Origin of the sequence: Pseudomonas cucumis (assembly GCF_030687935.1) — a bacterium.
Lineage (GTDB): Bacteria > Pseudomonadota > Gammaproteobacteria > Pseudomonadales > Pseudomonadaceae > Aquipseudomonas > Aquipseudomonas cucumis.
This window is the reverse complement of record NZ_CP117454.1, coordinates 6,203,294-6,222,850: the sequence shown is the minus strand read 5'-3', so window position 1 is coordinate 6,222,850 and position 19,557 is coordinate 6,203,294. Positions and strand designations below refer to the sequence as shown.

The 19,557-nt window shown below is 60.1% G+C and carries 17 protein-coding genes and 1 pseudogene; 9 read left to right on the top strand and 9 right to left on the bottom strand.

The window, feature by feature from the left end; translation table 11 throughout:
• Position 1 precedes the first annotated feature (1 nt).
• On the bottom strand, positions 2-625 hold the full coding sequence (locus PSH97_RS28325) for a CDP-alcohol phosphatidyltransferase family protein (RefSeq protein WP_305447592.1): 624 nt from the start codon (positions 623-625) through the stop codon (positions 2-4).
• Positions 626-784: 159 nt separating this feature from the next.
• Here PSH97_RS28325 and PSH97_RS28320 point away from each other — a divergent pair, with 159 nt between their 5' ends.
• The 4 genes and pseudogenes from PSH97_RS28320 (at position 785) to PSH97_RS28305 (ending at position 4,281) form a co-directional block, all read left to right on the top strand.
• Positions 785-1,687 carry a LysR family transcriptional regulator gene (locus tag PSH97_RS28320; protein WP_305447591.1) on the top strand — a complete coding sequence of 301 codons (903 nt, stop codon included), beginning with the start codon at positions 785-787 and terminating at the stop codon, positions 1,685-1,687.
• Between the two features lie 130 nt (positions 1,688-1,817).
• The gene (locus PSH97_RS28315; protein ID WP_305447590.1) at positions 1,818-2,444 is read left to right on the top strand and encodes a glutathione S-transferase family protein; all 627 of its coding nucleotides are present in this window, start codon (positions 1,818-1,820) and stop codon (positions 2,442-2,444) included.
• 63 nt (positions 2,445-2,507) lie between these two features.
• Positions 2,508-3,461: pseudogene (locus PSH97_RS28310) on the top strand (pyridoxamine 5'-phosphate oxidase family protein); the annotation flags it as partial.
• Positions 3,462-3,903: 442 nt separating this feature from the next.
• A complete protein-coding gene (locus tag PSH97_RS28305) occupies positions 3,904-4,281 on the top strand; it encodes a DUF6124 family protein (RefSeq protein WP_305447589.1) in 378 nt (125 codons plus the stop codon).
• A gap of 103 nt (positions 4,282-4,384) precedes the next feature.
• Here PSH97_RS28305 and PSH97_RS28300 read toward each other — a convergent pair whose 3' ends face one another.
• Genes PSH97_RS28300 through PSH97_RS28265 form a run of 8 tightly spaced genes read right to left on the bottom strand, consistent with a single transcriptional unit; the run spans position 4,385 to position 13,373 of the window.
• Positions 4,385-5,515, bottom strand: a complete 1,131-nt coding sequence (locus PSH97_RS28300) for a glycosyltransferase family 4 protein (RefSeq protein ID WP_305447588.1) — start codon at positions 5,513-5,515, stop codon at positions 4,385-4,387.
• Positions 5,516-6,646 carry a glycosyltransferase family 4 protein gene (locus PSH97_RS28295; RefSeq protein WP_305447587.1) on the bottom strand — a complete coding sequence of 377 codons (1,131 nt, stop codon included), beginning with the start codon at positions 6,644-6,646 and terminating at the stop codon, positions 5,516-5,518.
• Positions 6,630-7,997, bottom strand: coding sequence for a glycosyltransferase family 4 protein (locus tag PSH97_RS28290; protein ID WP_305447586.1), 1,368 nt, complete (start codon positions 7,995-7,997; stop codon positions 6,630-6,632). The genes PSH97_RS28295 and PSH97_RS28290 overlap by 17 nt, the downstream gene beginning before the upstream one ends.
• A complete protein-coding gene (locus tag PSH97_RS28285) occupies positions 7,994-9,247 on the bottom strand; it encodes an ABC transporter ATP-binding protein (protein ID WP_305447585.1) in 1,254 nt (417 codons plus the stop codon). Before PSH97_RS28285 ends, PSH97_RS28290 begins: the two co-directional genes overlap by 4 nt.
• Entirely contained in the window at positions 9,247-10,044 is a 798-nt protein-coding gene (locus PSH97_RS28280) for an ABC transporter permease (protein WP_305447584.1), read from the bottom strand. The genes PSH97_RS28285 and PSH97_RS28280 overlap by 1 nt, the downstream gene beginning before the upstream one ends.
• Entirely contained in the window at positions 10,045-11,487 is a 1,443-nt protein-coding gene (locus PSH97_RS28275) for a mannose-1-phosphate guanylyltransferase/mannose-6-phosphate isomerase (RefSeq protein WP_305447583.1), read from the bottom strand.
• Positions 11,488-11,490: 3 nt separating this feature from the next.
• Positions 11,491-12,462 carry a GDP-mannose 4,6-dehydratase gene (gene gmd / locus PSH97_RS28270; RefSeq protein WP_305447582.1) on the bottom strand — a complete coding sequence of 324 codons (972 nt, stop codon included), beginning with the start codon at positions 12,460-12,462 and terminating at the stop codon, positions 11,491-11,493.
• A complete protein-coding gene (locus PSH97_RS28265; protein WP_305447581.1) occupies positions 12,459-13,373 on the bottom strand; it encodes a GDP-mannose 4,6-dehydratase in 915 nt (304 codons plus the stop codon). Before PSH97_RS28265 ends, gmd begins: the two co-directional genes overlap by 4 nt.
• 426 nt (positions 13,374-13,799) lie before the next feature.
• Between PSH97_RS28265 and PSH97_RS28260 the strand changes: the two genes are divergently transcribed.
• The 5 genes from PSH97_RS28260 to PSH97_RS28240 are packed head-to-tail and all read left to right on the top strand — an operon-like array spanning position 13,800 to position 19,540.
• Positions 13,800-15,365: a glycosyltransferase gene (locus tag PSH97_RS28260; protein WP_305447580.1), complete on the top strand. Its 1,566-nt coding sequence runs from the start codon at positions 13,800-13,802 to the stop codon at positions 15,363-15,365.
• Positions 15,359-16,663, top strand: coding sequence for a glycosyltransferase (locus PSH97_RS28255; protein WP_305447579.1), 1,305 nt, complete (start codon positions 15,359-15,361; stop codon positions 16,661-16,663). Before PSH97_RS28260 ends, PSH97_RS28255 begins: the two co-directional genes overlap by 7 nt.
• On the top strand, positions 16,660-17,553 hold the full coding sequence (locus PSH97_RS28250) for a class I SAM-dependent methyltransferase (RefSeq protein WP_305447578.1): 894 nt from the start codon (positions 16,660-16,662) through the stop codon (positions 17,551-17,553). The genes PSH97_RS28255 and PSH97_RS28250 overlap by 4 nt, the downstream gene beginning before the upstream one ends.
• Positions 17,550-18,707, top strand: a complete 1,158-nt coding sequence (locus PSH97_RS28245) for an acyltransferase family protein (protein ID WP_305447577.1) — start codon at positions 17,550-17,552, stop codon at positions 18,705-18,707. Before PSH97_RS28250 ends, PSH97_RS28245 begins: the two co-directional genes overlap by 4 nt.
• Positions 18,701-19,540, top strand: a complete 840-nt coding sequence (locus tag PSH97_RS28240) for a class I SAM-dependent methyltransferase (RefSeq protein WP_305447576.1) — start codon at positions 18,701-18,703, stop codon at positions 19,538-19,540. The genes PSH97_RS28245 and PSH97_RS28240 overlap by 7 nt, the downstream gene beginning before the upstream one ends.
• Positions 19,541-19,557 lie beyond the last annotated feature (17 nt).

Here is a 19,557-nt window from a genome sequence, read left to right as displayed (position 1 = left end):
CTTATGCCGAGGGAGCGTTTTCCTGCACTTCTTTCAGGCCCAGACGGACCCGGTTGACCAAGGTGTAAGCCAGCAGGACGGCGATCACCCCAAACACAACGTTAATCCACAACGCGTTAATCCAGCCGAGGGCAATGCCGGTGGCCAAGACGCCCAGTACAAACGCGCGATCGCTCTTGCCCATCGGGCCGTCATAACGCCGCGATGCGCCGACCATCGGCCCGAGGACGCCACTGTACTCGCTGAACAATGCCAGCAGCGTGACCAACAGCACAATCAACACACTCACGTCGGGAATCAGGGCAAAAGGCAGGATCAGCGCGCTGTCGGCCACGATATCGCACAGTTCATTAAGGTAGGCGCCGAGGCGCGACTGCTGGCCGAATTCCCGGGCCAGCATGCCGTCGATGGCGTTCAGCGCCATCCGCAGGATCATCCACACGGGAATTAGCAGAAATACCCACAGGTGATTGGCGAAACAGGCAATCCCGACGCCCGTCACGACCGAAATGACGCCGGCCAGCACGGTGATTTGATTGGCGGTGGTGCCGTTATCGAATAGTCGCTGAACCAGCGGTCGCAACAGATTCTGGAAGGCGGGTTTAAGTTGGTAGATGGAGGGCATCTGGATACGGTCTCAGCAATTGAAAGCGTGAACGTTCAGGGTTATACGTCACAATAATCAGAATGCCACTAAAACTGCACGGCTCATCCTCTTCCAGCGATATCCAGGTCCAATCGGGAACTGTCGGCCTCGCGTTTTTCAGTGCTCAGGAGTTAACCCATGGACCGATTCCAGGAAATGCAGGTCTTCGCCACCGTCGCTCAGGAGCAAGGCTTCTCGGCGGCGGCGCGGCGGTTGGGGATGTCGGCGGCCAGCGTCACCCGCGCGGTGGCGGCGCTGGAGAAACGCATCGGCACCCAGTTGCTGACACGTACCACCCGCAGCGTGCATTTGAGCGAGGCGGGTCAGCGTTATCTGGAGGACTGTCGGAGAATTCTCACCGAGGTGCAGGAAGCGGAGGATTCGGCGGCCGGGAGCCACGCCCAACCCCGTGGGCAACTGACGATCACGGCGCCGGTGTTGTTCGGTGATTTGTTTGTTACGCCGGTCATGGTCGGTTACTTGTCTCAATTCCCTGAAGTCAGCATCAACGCTTTACTGGTCGACCGGGTGGTGAGCATGGTCGAGGAGGGCATCGATGTGGCGGTGCGCATCGGTGAGTTGCCTGACAGCAATCAGCATGCAATTCGCGTGGGCGAAGTGCGGCGGGTGATCTGCGCTTCCCCCGGATTCCTGATCGACCATGGTCGGCCCCGGCATCCTGCAGATTTGAGCGTAGCCCCGATCATCGCGACCTCGTCCATCGGGCAGCACAGAAGCTGGCCGTTCCTTGACGGAGGAGAGCCAATCAGCGTTCGTCTGGAACCGCGTCTGGTGGTCACCGCCAATCAGGCGGCTATCACTGCCGCCGCCATGGGCCTGGGACTGACCCGAGTCCTGTCGTATCAAGTGGCGAGCAAAGTCGCCGCCGGTGAGCTGGAAATCGTTCTGGCTGACTTCGAACTGCCGCCATTGCCCATTCATGTGGTCTATCAGGGCGGTCGCAAGGCCTCGGTGCGGGTCCGTAGTTTTGTGGACTTCACGGTAAAGGTGCTGCGCGAACATCCTGCTCTGCACGGCTGAAGATTATTGCTCTGGATGAAATAGTGGGTTGCGTTTGCTGGTTATTCTGTTGTTTTGATGGCGGGTGGAAGATAGCCCTCCATCGGCGCTGATCTTTCCTGAACGGCGCCACCACCCAGCGGAGTCGACCATGCAAGCCATCAAACTCTACAACTTTCCCCGTTCCGGCCATGCTCACCGTGTAGAGCTGATGCTGTCTTTGTTGCAACTGCCGACCGAGCTGATCTTCGTCGATTTGGCCAAAGGCGCGCATAAGCAACCGGACTTCCTGACGCTCAACCCGTTTGGTCAGGTCCCGGTGATTGATGATCAAGGCGTGGTGCTGGCCGACTCCAACGCGATCCTGGTTTACCTTGCGCAGAAATACGGAAATGGTCGCTGGCTGCCAACCGATCCGGTCGGGGCGGCCAAGGTTCAACGCTGGTTATCGGTTGCCGCCGGGCCGATTGCCTTCGGCCCCGCCAGGGCAAGGCTGATCACTGTGTTTGGTGCGCCTTTCAACGCGCAAGAGGTGATCGCTTATGCCCACACCTGGCTCAAAGTGATCGATCAGGAACTGGGCGCAACGCCCTATCTGGTCGGTAGCGAGCCAACCATCGCGGACATCGCCGCGTACAGCTACATCGCCCACGCACCGGAAGGCAATGTGTCGCTGGACGACTACGCGAACATCCGTGTTTGGCTGGCGCGCATTGAAGCCTTGCCAGGGTTTGTCGGCATGCCGCGCACCGTCGCCGGTTTGCAAAAAACTGCCTGATGCTTACGGCCCGGCTCAATCGGGCTGTTCTTATTGCGCGCTGAGCGCAGGGGAGAAGCCGTTATGGAACGTTCACCTTGGCACGCAGGCGAAACACAGTTGCAGGCTCGTGTGGGTGTCGCCGAGCGAATGGACGAATTAGGTCGTAGGGTGATTCGCAGCGAGATGCCGGATCAGCACCGCACGTTCTATCAGCAACTACCGTTCATGCTGTACGGCGCGGTGGATGCTGACGGCAACCCTTGGGCCAGCATTCTTGAAGGAGCGCCGGGCTTTGCCCATTCTCCAGTGCCCACGTTGTTGCAGTTCGGCAGCCTGCCTGGCAGTGACGACCCTGCGCAATTGCAAGAGGGAGCGGCGATCGGTCTGCTCGGTATCGAACTGCACACCCGACGTCGCAACCGCCTCAATGGTCGAGTCGGCGCTGTGACGGCGGGCGGCTTCGAGGTGAAGGTGGAGCAGTCTTTCGGCAATTGCCCGCAATACATTCAATTGCGCCAGTTTCGCTCGGTGCCATTAGCAGATCCGGCGACCCGTATCGCGCAGCACCTCAATGGGCTGGATGACGCAGCCAAAGCCATGATCGCCGGCGCCGATACCTTCTTTGTCGCCAGTTATGCGGACGTCGATGGCCAACGCTCGGTGGACGTTTCTCATCGCGGCGGCCAGGCCGGTTTCGTCCAGGTAGAGGGCAATCGGCTGACCATTCCGGACTTTGCCGGCAACCGGTTCTTCAATACCCTGGGCAACCTGCTGATCAATCCTCGAGCCGGTTTGCTGTTCATCGATTTCGATTCGGGCGACCTGCTGCACCTCAGCGGTCGCACGCAAATCATCCTCGAAGGCCCGCAGGTCGAAGCCTTTCAAGGGGCCGAGCGGCTATGGACATTCGAGGTGGAGCGCGTGGTGCGTCGGCCCGCGGCACTGGCATTGCGTTGGCGCTTTGACGGCGTGTCACCCAAAAGTTTGCTGACCGGCACCTGGGCGCAGGCGAATGCACGCCTGCAAGCCCGGGCCAGACCTGTAACCCATGTGGGAAACACAGAAAATCCACTGTAGGAGCGAGCGATGCGGCGATCCGACTTGCCCGCGAAGGCTTTCTCACATTCAACATTGAGGTCGCCTGACACGCCGCCATCGCGAGCAGGCTCGCTCCCACATTTGATCGTGGTCGTCCTACAGACCGAGTGATTTTTGGGAATGTTTCCGACAAGTTTTGACGGTTGTCGGTCGGAAATGGGGTGGATAGGCTTTCGGGGTCGCTGCAAATTCAGTGATCGGGTTTGGTCGCCCAGGTTTAGAATGGCGCACTTTTGTGCTTGCTTCATGGCGAGCTGTGCGTGGGAGGGCTTAGGCCCTGCCGGGTTCCATTCCCTGGTCGACCAACCCGCGTACGGTTCGCCACCCTTCTGCTTGGTCGCAGTGTTGGCGAACTCCAATTCTCGAATGGAGTTTCACCATGTTCAAAGCCACACCTAATCCCCCCGAAACCGAAGACGTTTCCCCCTACGAATCCCTCAATTCAAAAAAACTCCACGATGCCGCTAACCGCGCCCTCGATCACTACCTCAACCCCTCCGCCCTCAAATCCCCCGCGGCCCGCAAGCCGAGCACGATGTACATGGTCGCACCGGATATCAAAGACGAAGACCTGTTGGCCCACACCTGTGAATCGTTGGCCCAGGCCAGTGTGATGGCGAGTGATTTTGCAGGGTATCTGGAAGGGCCGCACCGGCACACGGCGATGGCGATTCAACAGATCGTCATGCTGGCGGAACTGGCGGTGAACCGGATGCTGGATAACGTAGGCGTACCAAAACCTGCGCCACACAGCTGATCCCTGTGGGAGCCGGGCTTGCCCGCGATGACGGATTAACATTCAACATTGATGTTGACCGAGACTCAGCCATCGCGGGCAAGCCCGCTCTCACAAAAAGCAGTCAGGCGTAGGACAGGGATTTTTCTTCCAGCAGTTCTTCGTACAACTCCGTCCACTTGCGGCCCATTTTGTCGGCGGTGAACAACTGCCGATAACGGGCTTCAGCCTTCACGCCCATTTCGGCTGCAAGCGTGGGGTTTTCCCACAGGGTGCGCATGGCTTCACGGAACGCCTGTGGATGACTCGGCGGCACCACCAGCCCGGTTTCGTTGTGGATGTTGATGTAGCTGGTGCCGGTGCCGATTTCGCTGGAGATCATCGGTTTGCCGTACATCGCGCCTTCGAGCAGCGAGATGCCGAACGCTTCGGAGCGCAGGTGCGACGGAAACACGATGGCGTAACTCAGTTGCAGCAGCGCGACTTTGTCTTCGTCCCCCAGGCGCCCAAGAAAGTGAATATTGCGCAAACCCAAGGCCGCGGCCTGGGCGTGCAGTTCGGCTTCCAGCGGCCCGGCACCGACGATGACTACCGGGTAATCCACGTCTTTCAAGGCGTCGAGCAGGATGTGCAGGCCTTTGTAATAGCGCATCACGCCCACAAACAGAAAAAACTTATCCCCAAGCTTCTTCCGCCAATGATTCATGCGTGCGTTGTCGGGCTGTGGATAACCGGCCTTGTTCAGGCCATAGGGAATGACCCGGGTCTTGTCCTGAAACTGCTGCAACACATCACTGGTGTGCAGATAGTTAGGGGAAGCGGCGACGATCCGGTCAGCGCTGGCGAGGAAGCGGTTCATCAGTGGCCGGTAAAGTTTGAGCAGGTGTTTCTGGCGAATGATGTCCGAGTGGTAGGTCACCACACTGGGCTTGTTCATGCTGCTGAAGAAATGCACCAGGTCCATGAACGGCCACGGGAAGTGGTAATTGACCACGTCCGCCTCAGCGGCCATTTCGCGAAATTGCTTGAAGACGCTGTAAGAAAAGCCTGTGGAAGCGAACTGAATGTCGAGTTTGGCCCGATGGACTTCGTGCTGCCCGAGTTGCACCACCGGCGGTGTCGGATTGGCACTGAGGGTCAACACTTGGCTTTCAATGCCATGCTGGGCGCCGCTTTCGCACAACTGGAAGATCACTTGTTCGATCCCGCCGACCGAGTCAGGCAGGTACGTCTTGAAAAAATGAAGAACTCGCATTCAACCTCCCATAGCCTGGCGGTAGGCGCGGGCGGTGATCTTCGCGCAACGCTCCCAGGAAAAAAGCCTTGCCTGCTGTAATCCGGCTTTTCGGCATGCCTGCCAATGTGTTTGATCGTCGATCAGTCGTCGCATGGCATCGCGCAGGCCGTCGGGATCGTCAGGTTCAATATAGTTGCCCGCAACGCCTGCGACTTCGGGCATCGCCGAGCGTCGGGTCAGGATGACCGGCGTGCCGCTGGCCATGGCCTCCAGCACCGGTAGGCCGAAGCCTTCATAGAGCGACGGAAAAATCAGCGCCCGAGCGCCGGCCAACAGCTGCGCGACTTGCTCGTCAGGCAGATAACCGAGCAGACACACGTGACCATTGGCCAATGCCTGGTGCAACTCATCGCTGAATTGCTCGCGCTGCCAGCCAGCCATGCCGACGATCAGCAGCGGAAAGCGCTGACGCAATGCTTCCGGCAGTTGGGCGTGGGCGCGCAGGGCCAGGGTCAGGTTCTTGCGTGGTTCCAGGGTGCCGACACAGAGAAAATATTCCCGCATTTCAACCCCGTGGGCCTTGAGCACCGCATCGATGGCCTCGGGTTCACGTGGGTGGAAGCGTGCCGCCACACCCAACGGTGCGACTACAAAGCGCTCGGCCGGTAGGGCGAAATAGGCTTGAGCTTCGTCGGCGATGTACTGCGAGTCGGTGAGAATCAGCCGCGCCTGTTGCACGCCATCGGCCAGTCGCCGCTCGATTTCTCGCAGGCGTGCCGGTGGTTGCGTCTCGGGGTAGTGCAGGTGCGTCAGGTCATGCAGGGTGATGACCGTCGGGCCGTCGAATGACAGCGGCCACAGACTGGGTTCGTGATAAAGGTCGATCGCCGGGGAGCAGCCTTGATCAAAGCGTTTCTGCGCCAACCAACGTCGAGCCTGATACGCGCCGGGTATTTGCCGCAGCAACGGTGTCAGTCGCGAGTAGCCCGGCATGGCCGCTTCAGGTAACGAAGAACTCCAACCCCAGCCATGGAACAGCGACATTTCGACGTCTGGCTCACCGGCCAGGGCATTCACCAGTTCGGCGACGTAATGGCCGATGCCGGTGCGCGGGGCCTGGAGAATCCGGGCGTTAAGGGCAATTCGCATGTTGCCTCTCTTGCACCACGGATGCTTCCAAAAGGTTGCGCAGGGTCCGTTCGGCCATTTGCGCACTGGCTTCACGCCAGCCGAGCCAGCGCCAGTCCGCCACATTGCGGGCGGCGGGGAATTGCCCGCTGCTCTCGAATCGAGTAACCAGATCGGCCAGGCTTTGTGGTTCGGCCAGATCGAAGTACGCCATGAACTCGCCGCCTATTTCGCGGAACACCGGGATGTCGCTGCCCATGGCCGGCAAGCCACGCTGCATGGCTTCCACCAGTGGCAGGCCGAAGCCTTCGACGTAGGACGGAAACACCAGCGCACTGGCGTGGGAATAGGCGTGTTCGAGGCTGGTGTCGCTCAGGTCGTTGAACATGAACAGGCGTTTGTTCAGCTGCGGGTGATTGCGCACCCGGGCGAGCAGGGCATCGCACTTCCAGCCGATGCGCCCGGCGATGCACAGACGGGCGTTGGAGCCTGCGGCCCAGGCGAGTTCGAAGGCGTCCAGCAAGTAGTCGTGATTCTTGCGCGGCTCGATGGTGCTGACCATCAGGAACACGGGTTCCGGAGTATCGAACAGCCGTGTCAGGCGCGTTTCGACAGCGGCGGTTTCTTCGCGCAGGTCCAGCTCGGAGCCCAGGTGGAAATAGTCGAACCACAAGGTGTCGGCTTTGGCTGGACCGACGCGACGATGCAATTCATCGCGTACCTGATCGCGCACCGTGGCGGAGATCGCCACGTAGCCGTCGGCGGTTTTGGTGATCCAGTCGAACCACTCATTGAAAATCTGCACCAGTCGCGTGTCGTAGAACTGCGGGTGAGTCAGGGGAATCAGGTCGTAGATCACCGAGACGATGCCCACGCCTTCGCGTTTGAGGTGTTCGGCCAACGGGAAGAAATTGGCGTGCCAGGACGAATCCAGCAGCACTAACTGATCGCCCGGCTGATGCTGCAGCGGCGAGCAACGGTTGGGCAGTTGATATTGGTTGATCCGGTCGATCAGGCGCAGCGGTACGCTGAAACCCGCCAGCGCCGTGAGGCGATAGGCCGCGTACAGCGCGCGCCGGGTCCATCGCGAGGTGCAGCGTTTGTCGAGGCGCTGGTGCAGTTGCCAGAAACGATGCGCCAATCGCTCCAGACGCCCACCGAACTCCATCAGCCCATTGAACAGCGGTGTGTCCAAAGGGGCCAGACTCAATACCCGGTAGAGCTTGCCCTTGAGCATCACCACCGGAATGCATTCAACGCCATCGACGCGTTCAGGCAACTGATTGATGACGTTGCGCACCACCCGCTGAATGCCCGAATTGACCTTGGGATGCTGGAACACATACGTGCATTCCACCAGAAGACGCGTCATGGCGTGTTCTCCGAGACAGTCGATTCGGCTGTGCGCGTGATGGTGGTTTTTGCCGCCAGCCACGAGCAGCCGACGAAGTCTTCGTGTCGGTTGTTGATCACGTGGAACACCAGACCGTAGTCGCGCCATTCGAAATTGCGGTCCAGGTGCGAGTCCAGCCGCGACAGGCTCAGGGCCACGGAATAGTTGCCCTTGCCCAGCCCCATGACGAAGGCAAAACGGTAGGTCAGGCGCTCGCCGGCTTGCAGATCGGTGAGGGCGAGGTCCTGACGATGGGTATTGATGCCGTACATGGCCTGGCCCAGGCGATCCTTGATCATGAAACCCAGCACCAGGCGTTCGATGTCCTGGCGCACTTCGACTTGCACCTCAAGCACCACCGGCTGGCCGACTTCGGCGGCATCGATGGCGCGTTCGCGTTCATCCAGCATGCGCACGCTGAGGATCCCGGCTTCACCGGTACCGGAAACGGTTTGCACCTGGCCGTCCGCGAGGATTTCCTGACGCACCGTCTGGCCTTCACGCTCGGCGAGCAGGGCGTTGTAGTAATCCATGACGGCTTCGGGCTTGCCATGCATGGCCATGCGACCGTTTTCCAGGAGGATCGCCGAGTCGCAGATCGACTGAATCGCCGAGCGATCATGGGACACGATCAGCAACGTGGTGCCGGCCTTGCGGAAGCTGCGGATGCGTTCGAAGCTCTTGTGCTGGAAGTAGGCGTCGCCCACCGACAGTGCTTCGTCGACGATCAGAATATCCGGGCGCCGCGCGGTGGCCACGCTGAATGCCAGGCGCATCTGCATGCCGCTGGAATAGGTGCGCACCGGGTGGTCGATGGCTTCGCCGATTTCCGCGAAGTGTTCAATCTGTGGCATCAAGGCTTCGATTTCTTCGACCTGCATGCCCAGCAATTGCCCGGCCATGACTGCGTTTTGTCGGCCGGTGAAATCCGGGTGAAAGCCCATGCCCAGTTCCAGCAGGGCGGCGACGCGACCTTCGAGCTGGATCTGCCCACAGGTGGGCTGGGTGGTGCCGGTGATCATCTTCAACAAGGTACTTTTGCCGGCGCCGTTGACTCCGACGATGCCCACTGCTTCACCGGGAGCGATCTCGAATGCCACGTCTTGCAGCACCCAGTGCTGGCGATGGCGGATCGGGGAAAACGGGATCAGCCACTCGGCCAGCCGGCTCCAGCGCGTGGGGTATTGCTTGTAGGCCTTGCCCAGGCCAGTCACGCGTATGTGCCCCATCAGAGTTCATCCACCATTTCGCCGACCCGCTGACGAAACAGCCGCAGCCCGATCACGCAGAACAACAGACCGATCACGAAGATCGGCAGCAACGAACTCCAGACCGGCCATTGGCCGTAGAGGAACAGGTTCTGGTAGCTACTGATCAGGTTGGTCATGGGGTTGAGTTGCAACAGCCGTTGTACCCACTCGGGCAGAATGCTCTGCGGGTACACGATCGGCGTCAGCCAGAACCAGAATTGCAGGCAGATGCCGAAGAGTTGCCCGACATCACGAAAGAACACGTTCAGCACGCCGAGGATCATCCCCAGCCCGGCGCAGAACATGACTTGCAACGCCATCAGTGGCAGCAACGCCAACAGGGCCATGCCCGGCAGGCGTCCGGTGATCAGCAGAAAGCCCAGGAACAGCCCGATGATGATCGCGAAGTTGATGCCGGCATTGAACAGCACGATCACCGGCAGGCAGATTCTCGGGAAGCTGATTTTCTTCAGCAGGTTGGCGTTTTCCAGAAACATGTTCTGGCTGCGCAGGGTGATTTCCGAGAACAGGCCCCAGGTCAGCAACCCGGCGCAGAGGTAGATGCTGTAGGCCATGCCGTCATCCACACCCGGCAAGCGTGCGCGCATGACGTGGGAAAAAATCACCGTGTAGACGACGATCATCGACAGTGGGTTGAGCACGGTCCACAGGGCACCGAACAGCGAATTGCGATAACGCGCTTGAAACTCTCGCTTGACGCTACCGAGGATGAAACCTCGATAGACCCACAGCGAGCGATACAGGGAAAGCAGCATTCAAACCGTCCTGCCGTATTGGTCTTCGAAGCGAACGATATCGTCCTCCCCCAGGTATTCGCCGCTTTGCACTTCGATGATCACCAGGTCGATGACGCCGGGGTTTTCCAGACGGTGCCTGTGCCCTGCGGCAATGAACGTCGACTCGTTCTTGGCCACCAGATGCGAGCCGGAACCGTTGTTGGTGACTTTGGCCATGCCTTCGACCACCACCCAGTGTTCGTTGCGGTGGTGGTGCATCTGCAGCGACAACTTGGCACCGGGTTTGACCACGATACGTTTGATCTTGAAGCGAGGGCCTTCCTCGAGCACCGTGTAAGTGCCCCAGGGTCGGCTGACCGTGCGGTGCAGGCGATAGGCTTCGTGTTTTTTGTCCTTGAGCTGCCGGGCTACCCGGCGCACATCCTGGGCGCGGTCGGCGTGGGCCACCAGCACCGCGTCGGCAGTGTCGATGATGATCAGGTTATCCACACCCACTGCGGCGACCAACCGGTCTTCGCTCTGGATGAAGTTGTTGTGGCTGTCGATGAAGATCGCATCGCCGCTGGCGCGATTATTCTGTGCATCGGCTGGCACCAATGCCGCCACTGCGCTCCAGGAACCGATGTCGCTCCAGTCGAAAGAGGCTGGCACAACAACCACTTTGTCGGAGCGCTCCATCAGTGCGTAGTCGATGGAGATATCGGTGATTTCGGCGAAGTGCGTGGGCGACAGCTCCTGTTGCAGGCAACCGCCGGTTTCCACCGGCGCACTGGCCGCCATGCAGGCCCGGGTTTGTTCCAGTAATGCGGGGGCATGCAGGTGCAACTCGGCCAGCAGTGTGGCGATCGAGAAGCAGAACATTCCCGAATTCCACAGGAAGTTGCCGCTCTCCAGATAATGCGTGGCGGTTTGCAAGTCAGGCTTTTCGACGAAGCGCTGTACCTTGGCTGCACCTTTGTCGTCCAGCGGGGCACCGGTTTCGATATAGCCGAAGCCGGTTTCCGGGGCTGTCGGCACAACGCCAAAGGTCACCAGATGACCGGCCTTGGCCAGCGTCACGGCGTGCTCGACTGCGCTTTTCAATGCGTCTTCGTCGAGAATCAGATGGTCGGCAGGCATCACCACCATGATCGCTTCGTCGCCGTGCAGGGCTTGTAGCGAAAGGGCGGCCGCCGCGATGGCCGGGGCTGTATTGCGGCCCGTCGGCTCTAGCAGGAAATGCCCGCGATGGCGCTCCAGGCGCGCATCCTGATAGTGATCCTTGCTCTGGAAGTAATAGTCGCGGTTGGTCACCGTGACGATATCGCCCCAGCCATCGAGCAAACCGGCCGCACGCCGATAGGTCTTGCTCAGCAGCGACTGACCGTCGGGCAGGGTCATGAACGGCTTGGGATGGCCTTCGCGGGACACCGGCCACAACCGGGTCCCGGCACCGCCGGAGAGAATCACGGGAATCAGCATGGCCTACTCCTTGGCAACGCGTTTCATGTCCGCATCCATCATCATGCGGATCAAGGTGTCCAGATCGGTTTTTGGCTTCCAGCCCAGTACACGCTGGGCCTTGGCCGGGTTACCAAGCAGCACCTCTACCTCGGCCGGGCGGAAAAACGCCGGGTCGATCTTCACGTAGTCGCGGTAGTTGAGGCCGATGTGTTCAAAGGCGATGCGGCACATTTCGCGCACGGTGGTGGTCACGCCAGTGGCGACCACGTAATCGTCAGGCTTGTCCTGTTGCAGCATCAGCCACATGGCTTCGACGTAGTCGCCGGCAAATCCCCAATCGCGTTTCGCATCGATGTTGCCCAGGCGCAGCTCCTGCTGTTTGCCCTGTTTGATGCGAGCAGCGGCGTCGGTGACCTTACGGGTCACGAACTCGATGCCGCGCAGCGGTGATTCGTGGTTGAACAGGATCCCGCTGCTGGCGTGCAGGTTGAAGCTTTCGCGATAGTTCACGGTGATCCAGTGGCCGTAGAGTTTGGCCACGCCGTAAGGACTGCGCGGATAAAACGGTGTGTTTTCGTCCTGCTGCTCGGCCTGAATCAAGCCGAACATTTCGCTGGTGGATGCTTGATAGAAACGAGTGTGCGGACTGAACTGGCGGATCGCTTCGAGCAGATGGGTCACACCCAGGCCGTCGACGATGCCGGTGGCCACCGGCTGATCCCAGGAGGCGGCAACAAAGCTTTGCGCCGCCAGGTTATAGACTTCGTCCGGTGCCGACTTGATCACCGCGCGCTGCACTGAGCAGGCATCGGCCATGTCGCCGTCCAGATAGACGATATCGCCCTCGATCCCCGTCTCGCGCAGCCGCCAACGCGAATCGCTGCTGCGCCGCGCCACCAGACCATGGACTTTATAACCCTTGTCGAGCAGCAGTTTGGCCAGATACGCGCCGTCCTGACCGGTGATCCCTGTGATCAATGCACTTTTTGTCATTCTTGTCGTACTCGCTTCTCCCAGTCGGACAGGATCGCCCGCAGGGATTGTTGTATTGTGATTTCAGGCGTCCATCCTGTGGTCTGGGCAAGCTTGGCGTGGCTGCCACAAACGCGACGCTGATCCGCGCGGCGAAGACGCGCCGGATCCTGAATCAGTTGCATATCGACCTGGGCGAGGTCCCCCAGTTGTTCGATCAAACGGCGAATGCTCTGCTCGCGCCCCGAGCAAATGTTGTAGACCTGCCCCGGCGTGCCTTTTTCCAACAACGCCAGGTAGGCCGATACCACGTCGCCCACATCGAGGAAATCACGGGTGACGTCGATGTCGCCGACTTCCAGTTGCGGTGCTTGCAGGCCTTGCTTGATCCGGCTGATCTGCCGCGCAGCGCTGGCGATGGCGAAGCTGTCCTTCTGCCCGGTGCCGATGTGGTTGAACGGGCGCGCGACCAATACTGGCCAGCCCTCGCTCAGGCCCCATTGCAGGCTCAGGAACTCCGCCGACAGTTTGCTCACGGCATAAGGATTGCGCGGGCTGGGTGGCTGGCGTTCGGTGATGGGCAGATCGGCTTCGTTGACCTGGCCATAGACGTCGCCGGAGCTGACATACAGGAAGGTACCGTTGAAACCGCGGGCCTTGAGGGCTTGAAGCAGGTTGAGGGTGCCCAGCAGGTTGATGTTCAGCGTGCGCGCCGGATCACGGAAGGCTTCGGGAACGAAGGTCTGGCCGGCCAGATGAATGACCGCATCGGGCATCTGCGGCCATAGGTCTTCAAGGCTTTTCGGGGATGCGAGATCGTACGGAGAGGGGACAGGCAGCAGCTCCCATTCCGAGGCATCAGCCTTCAGACGAGATTGGATGTGTTGTCCTACGAATCCACTCAGACCCGTCACGAACAGACGCTTTTTCAAGCAGCGACCCCTTGATCATAAAACTTCGTCTATTCCCCACAGGCTTGTCGGAGACGTCTGACAGACCGGGTGGATTACCGGGTCGAAAGACGGACGAAGTCGTTGTTGTAGTTGTTTGGTAGCCAATCTGTGCCAATTGCGCAGCAATTTCAACAGGTCCCACCGTGACTGGTCAGTTCTCGTTTTTGCAGGCCTATTTATTCTCGCCGAGCGGTTCACGAACCCTTAACGGATGTGTTTAGAATGCCCCTCGTCACGATCGCCCAGGGTTCGGCAGGGTTGTTCTGAAACTCCGCGAAACTGACCACTAAAACAAGAACGTAGACGGGCATGAAGACTATAGACGAGGACGGAACGCCGACTCGATCCGTGGTTTCGCCGTCATAGAGTGAGGTCGCCGGGATGGCGGCTTCATCGTGGGATGCCATGAATTTTATTCTTTACTCGGACGTCAACGACAGTTCCATCAGCCAGAGCCTCGGTCGTCCCGAATACAGTTACTACTTCGTGCTCAAGGCTTATCGCCCGGTGCTCGAAAGCCTTGGGCGGGTGCATGTGGTGTCCTCCACCGCCGAGGTCGATCCTCTCTACAGGCAACTGCTTGCCGCTGACGAAAGCACTCTGTTCTTGTCTTTCACCCCGCCGCAGAAAACCCCGAACGATCTTGAGTGCCCGACGATCTGCGTGATCGCTTGGGAGTTCGATTCGATTCCCGATGAACAGTGGGACAACGATGTCCGGCATGACTGGACGCGCATGCTGGCGCGCCAAGGCCGGGCGATCACGTTGTCCAGTCATACCGCCCGGGCGATTCGTCGGGCCATGGGCGAAGACTTTCCGGTGTTGGTATTGCCGACGCCGTTGTGGGAAAACTTCGCAGCCATCCGTAGCCGCCATACCAGTGTGCCGGTCAATGCCGGTTCGACCCTCGACATCAAGGGCTGCATCCTCGATACCCGTACGCTCGGACTGTCTGCCGACTCGCTGATTCCGCCGCCGTTGACCCCCGAGCAGCAGGCCGAACTCGATGCCTTGCGACCGCCGCCGCTGACCCTGAAACGGCGCTTGGTTATCGCCAGGCACTACTTGCGCCTGTGGGCGCTGGACCTGGGCAAGGCGCAACCGGTGCCGGTCCATCGCACTCATTTTCTGAGTCAATGGTACTGGGAGGGGATTCGCGATCTGTTGTCTGACCCGGCTCATTCCAGACTCGCCAAACACCTCCCTGCCATTGCCGGTCCGCAGTCGGTGCCGGAGCACGTACCGGCACCGGTGGACCTGCCGGACACCACGGAACAGGTTCAGACCCGGGTCGACGGCGTGGTTTACGTTTCCGTGTTCAACCCCAAGGACGGGCGCAAGAATTGGCATCAGCTGATCAGCGCGTTCTGCTGGGCGTTCCGGGAAACCGCGGACGCCACGCTGGTGCTGAAGATTACCCAGAGCGATCTGTCGTCCTACTACACCGAACTGATGACCTTGCTGGCGCAACTGTCACCCTTCGCCTGCCGGGTGGTGGTGATGCACGGTTACCTGGACGATCCGCAATATGCCCGGCTCTATGAGGCGGCGAGTTATTACGTCAACGCCTCGCGCTGCGAAGGCTTGTGTCTGCCGCTGATGGAGTTCATGGCCAGCGGCAAACCGGTAATAGCCCCGGACCACACGGCCATGGAGGATTACATCGATGAGCGGGTGGCGTTTGTGGTCAAGTCCAGCGAAGAGCTGACCATCTGGCCTCAGGACACCCGCATCATCTATCGGACCCTGCGTTATCGACCGGACTGGGGCTCGTTGAAAACGGCCTACGAAAACAGCTACCGGATCGCCAAGGAACAGCCGCTGGAGTATCAGCAGATGTCTCACGCCGCAGTCGAGCGCATGCACGATTACTGCGCATTCGCTCCGGTGCAACAGCGCCTGGCGGACTTTTTCGGGCTGGCGCCACAGGGTGTGCCGGCAGCGGTCGTGACGGATAACGCCTCATGCTGATCATCATTTATTCAGAAACCAACCAGCACACCATTGCCCAGAATCTGGGCCGTTCGGAATACAGCTACTACTTCGTGCTCAAAGAGTATCGACCGGTGCTGGAGCGACTGGGGCGGGTAGTGGAAGTCAGCGACCCGCAGACCGAAGTCGACGCCTTGTACCTCGACTGTTTGTCCCGTGGCGAAGACTGCGTGTTCCTGTCGTTCTCGCCGCCTCATCGCACGCCTGCGCATTTCGCCTGTCCGACCGTGCCGGTGTTTGCGTGGGAATTCAGCACCATTCCCAATGAGCCGTTCGCCGGTGAACCGCGTAACGACTGGCGCATGGTATTGCGCGCGAGCGGAGCAGCGATCACCCATTCCAATTACACCGTCAATGCCGTGCGCGAAGCCATGGGCGCCGACTATCCGATCGTCGCGGTTCCGGCACCGGTGTGGGATCGCTTTGCCGCACGTGGTGCGCAACTGCAGCGCCAGCCAAAGGCCCGCCAAGTGCGATTGAAGATCAAAGGCTTGCTGGCGGACAGTCGTCAACTTGATCTACGGGCCTTTGGCCCAGCGCATCTGCGTGCCGGCAAGGGCATCGACTTTCAGGCGCCCGCTCGTGAACAGGAGCTGGTACTCGATGGTGTGATCTACACTTCGGTGTTCAACCCCGGAGACGGGCGCAAAAATTGGGAAGACATGCTCAGTGCCTTCTGCGTGACGTTCCGCGAGGTAGAAGGCGCGACGCTGGTGCTCAAACTGACGCACCACGATGCCGAAGAAGCGCTGACCGATATCCTTCATCACTTGTACAAAAACCAGTCCTACCGCTGCCGTATCGTGCTGATTTACGGCTATCTTGCGGATTCGGATTACGAACGTCTGGTGCAGGCCACGAGTTACGTGGTGAACACATCCTACGGCGAAGGCCAGTGCCTGCCGCTGATGGAGTTCATGTCGTGCGGCAAGCCGGCAGTGGCGCCGCGCACCACGGCGATGATCGATTACCTGGACGCCGATAACGCTTTCCTCATCGACTCCACGGATGAGCTGACGGCCTGGCCCCACGACCCGCGCAAGGCGTTTCGTACCCTGCGTTACATCACCAACTGGGCCTCGCTGTGCACAGCCTATCGGGCCAGCTATGACGTGGCCAAGGACGACCCGCAACGCTACGCAAGAATGTCCGTCCACGCGGTGACCAGCCTGCAAAACTTCTGCAGCCAGGCAACCGCTGAACAGCGTCTGAAAGCCTTTTTTTCCCGGCTGTTCGAAACCCGCAACGCGTCCGCCATGGAAATCCCCCAGGCATGATCCGCGCATTGATGAGGCGGCTGCGCCTAGTGGCGAAACCCCAACCCGTGCCGGTATCGATGGCGCAAGGCAGCGTATCGCCGCGTGATGTCGGTTTGCACGACGCCATGCTCGATGGCTGGTTTTCGGGCGACAGCGGCGAATTGCTCAAGGGCTTTGCGATCACAGCAGACGACACCTTGCTGGATGTTGGTTGCGGTGAGGGCGTTGCGACGCTGTTTGCGGTGCGTCAGGGTGCGTCGGTGATTTTTACCGACAGTGAACACGACAAGGTCCGTGATCTGGCCCGGCAAGTGCACGCGCAGACGGACAAGCCCAGCCTGGGGCTGGTCAGCAATAGTCTGCCGTTGCCGCTCGCCGATGGCTGCGCGAGCAAAATCGTTTGCATGGAGGTGCTCGAGCACATCGACAAGCCCGAGCCGTTCATGGCCGAGCTGGTGCGCATGGGCCGTCCGGGTGCGCAGTATCTGCTCAGCGTACCGGCGCCGGTGGGCGAGCATTTGCAACAGGGCATCGCCCCGGCCAGTTATTTTCAGTCGCCCAATCACGTGCAGATTTTTACCCCGGAACGTTTTGCCGCCCTGGTGGAGGACGCCGATCTGGTGATCGAGCATCGTCAGGCCACCGGGTTTTTCTGGGTGATGGGCATGATTTTTTTCTGGGCCAGCGAGCGCGCGGCCGGCCGCGACCTGGGCGGCGCGGTGCGTGACCGGATTCAGGCGCCGTATCCGCCGCTGATGGAGAGCTGGGCGAAAACCTGGCAAGACCTGCTGGCGCAACCCAATGGCCTGGCGATCAAGCAGATGCTTGATCAGTTCATGCCCAAGAGCCAGGTGATCATTGCGCGCAAACCGATGACGGCTGATTTAAAGGCCGGGACCGCGCCATGAGTGGTCGACGGATTCTCGACATCGAGTTGTTGCGCGGGATCGCTGTGCTTGGCGTGCTGGTGCATCACCTGCAAACCATGCCGTTTCCGGGAGGACTGCCGGGCTTCGAGTCGGCCACCGCCCACGGGCAATTCTGGTGGGGCGTAGACCTGTTTTTTGTCATCTCAGGATTTGTCATCGCCCGAGGCTTGATTCCGCTGCTGCGCGGATGCCACACACCACAGGCCTTCTGGCACGAAACCCGCGATTTCTGGATTCGCCGAGCCTTTCGCCTGTTGCCATCCGCCTGGTTGTGGCTGCTGTTGATGTTGATGGGCACGCTGTTGTTCAACCATTCGGGCGCCTTTGGCACGGTGCAGGCCAATCTGCAGGCGACGCTGGCGGGCTTTCTGCAATTTGCCAATTTCCGCTTTGCCGAAAGCTTCATGCGCTTTGAATACGGCGCCAGTTTCGTTTACTGGAGCCTGTCCCTTGAAGAGCAGTTCTACCTGCTGCTGCCATTGCTGATCCTCGTCTGCCGCAAGCGTCTGGTGTGGGTGTTGCTGGTCCTCGTTGCCGTGCAACTATTCACCTGGCGCTCAGCGCTGTTGATGAGCATCAGGACCGATGCCCTGGCATTGGGTGTATTGCTGGCGATGTGGAGCTCAAGGCCGAGCTATCTGACCTGGGAGCCGCGGTTGTTGCGCCGACCTTGGTCAGGCCCGTTGATGCTGATCGGTCTGGGAGCTGCAGTGAGCGTGCTGGCGAGCACGCCGTTCAACCTGGCGAGCTATCGGGTCGCAGTCATTGCCTTGTTGTGTGCGACGCTGGTCTGGATCGCCTCCTACAATCGCGATTATCTGCTGCCCAAGGGCAAGCTCAAGCAAATACTGGTCTGGCTGGGCACCCGTTCCTATGGCATTTACCTGATCCACATCCCGGCGTTTTTTGCCGTGCGCGAAGGCTGGTTTCGTTTCGCGCCCGCCGGTTCGCAGGACATGGCAATGCAGCCGCCGGCACTGGCGCTGTTTTGCGCCATGACCCTGATCGTGCTGCTGAGCGAACTCAACTATCGACTCATCGAGCTGCCCATGCGCAACCGGGGTGCCCGTCTGGTGCAACACTTGCGTTTGTCCCGATCAGCCCTTCCATCCTCTGGAGCCACCTCATGCTGAGCCTTTTGAAGAAACTCACGGCGGGCACATCCGCTGCCGCGCAGCCGCTGATGCCAGCACCCTCGGTATCCGAGAAAGTCGACCCGTACATGCTCGGCCTGCACGACGCGATGCTCAGCGGCTGGTTCAACCAGCAAACTAACGAGCTGTTCACCGGTTTCCCGGTCAGCCCCGAGGACACGCTGCTGGACGTAGGCTGCGGTGACGGTGGCAACGTGCATTTCTGTGGCATGCGCGGGGCGAAGATCATCATCGCCGACATCGACGCCGCCAAGGTCGAAGCGACTCGTCAGCGCCTGAGCGACACGCCGGCGCGGGGCGTCGAGTGCCACGTCACGGACTGCAACCCGCTGCCGATTGCCGACGCGACCGCGACCCGGGTGGTGTCGACCGAAGTCATTGAACATGTCGACGATCCGGCGCAGTTCCTCGCCGAGCTGGTGCGGGTCGGCAAGCCCGGGGCGCTGTATTTGCTCAGCGTTCCGCACCCGAGTTCCGAAGACCTGCAAAAAGACATCGCCGCACCGGAGTATTTCCAGAAGCCCAACCACATTCGCATCATCAGCGAAGAGCAGTTCAAGGCGATGGTCAGCGACGCCGGCCTGGAAGTCATCAGCCACAGCCAGTACGGGTTCTATTGGTCGATGTGGATGCTGTTGTTCTGGGAAGCCAAAGTCGATTTCAGCAACGCCGACCATCCGCTGCTCAATCATTGGGCCGACACCTGGCAAGCCGTGCTGTCCTCGCCACGGGGGGCACAGATCAAACAGGCGCTGGACGCGGTGGTGGCGAAAAGTCAGGTGATCATTGCCCGCAAGCCAATGGCTGAGTAGGGTAACGAGCAGAGCGA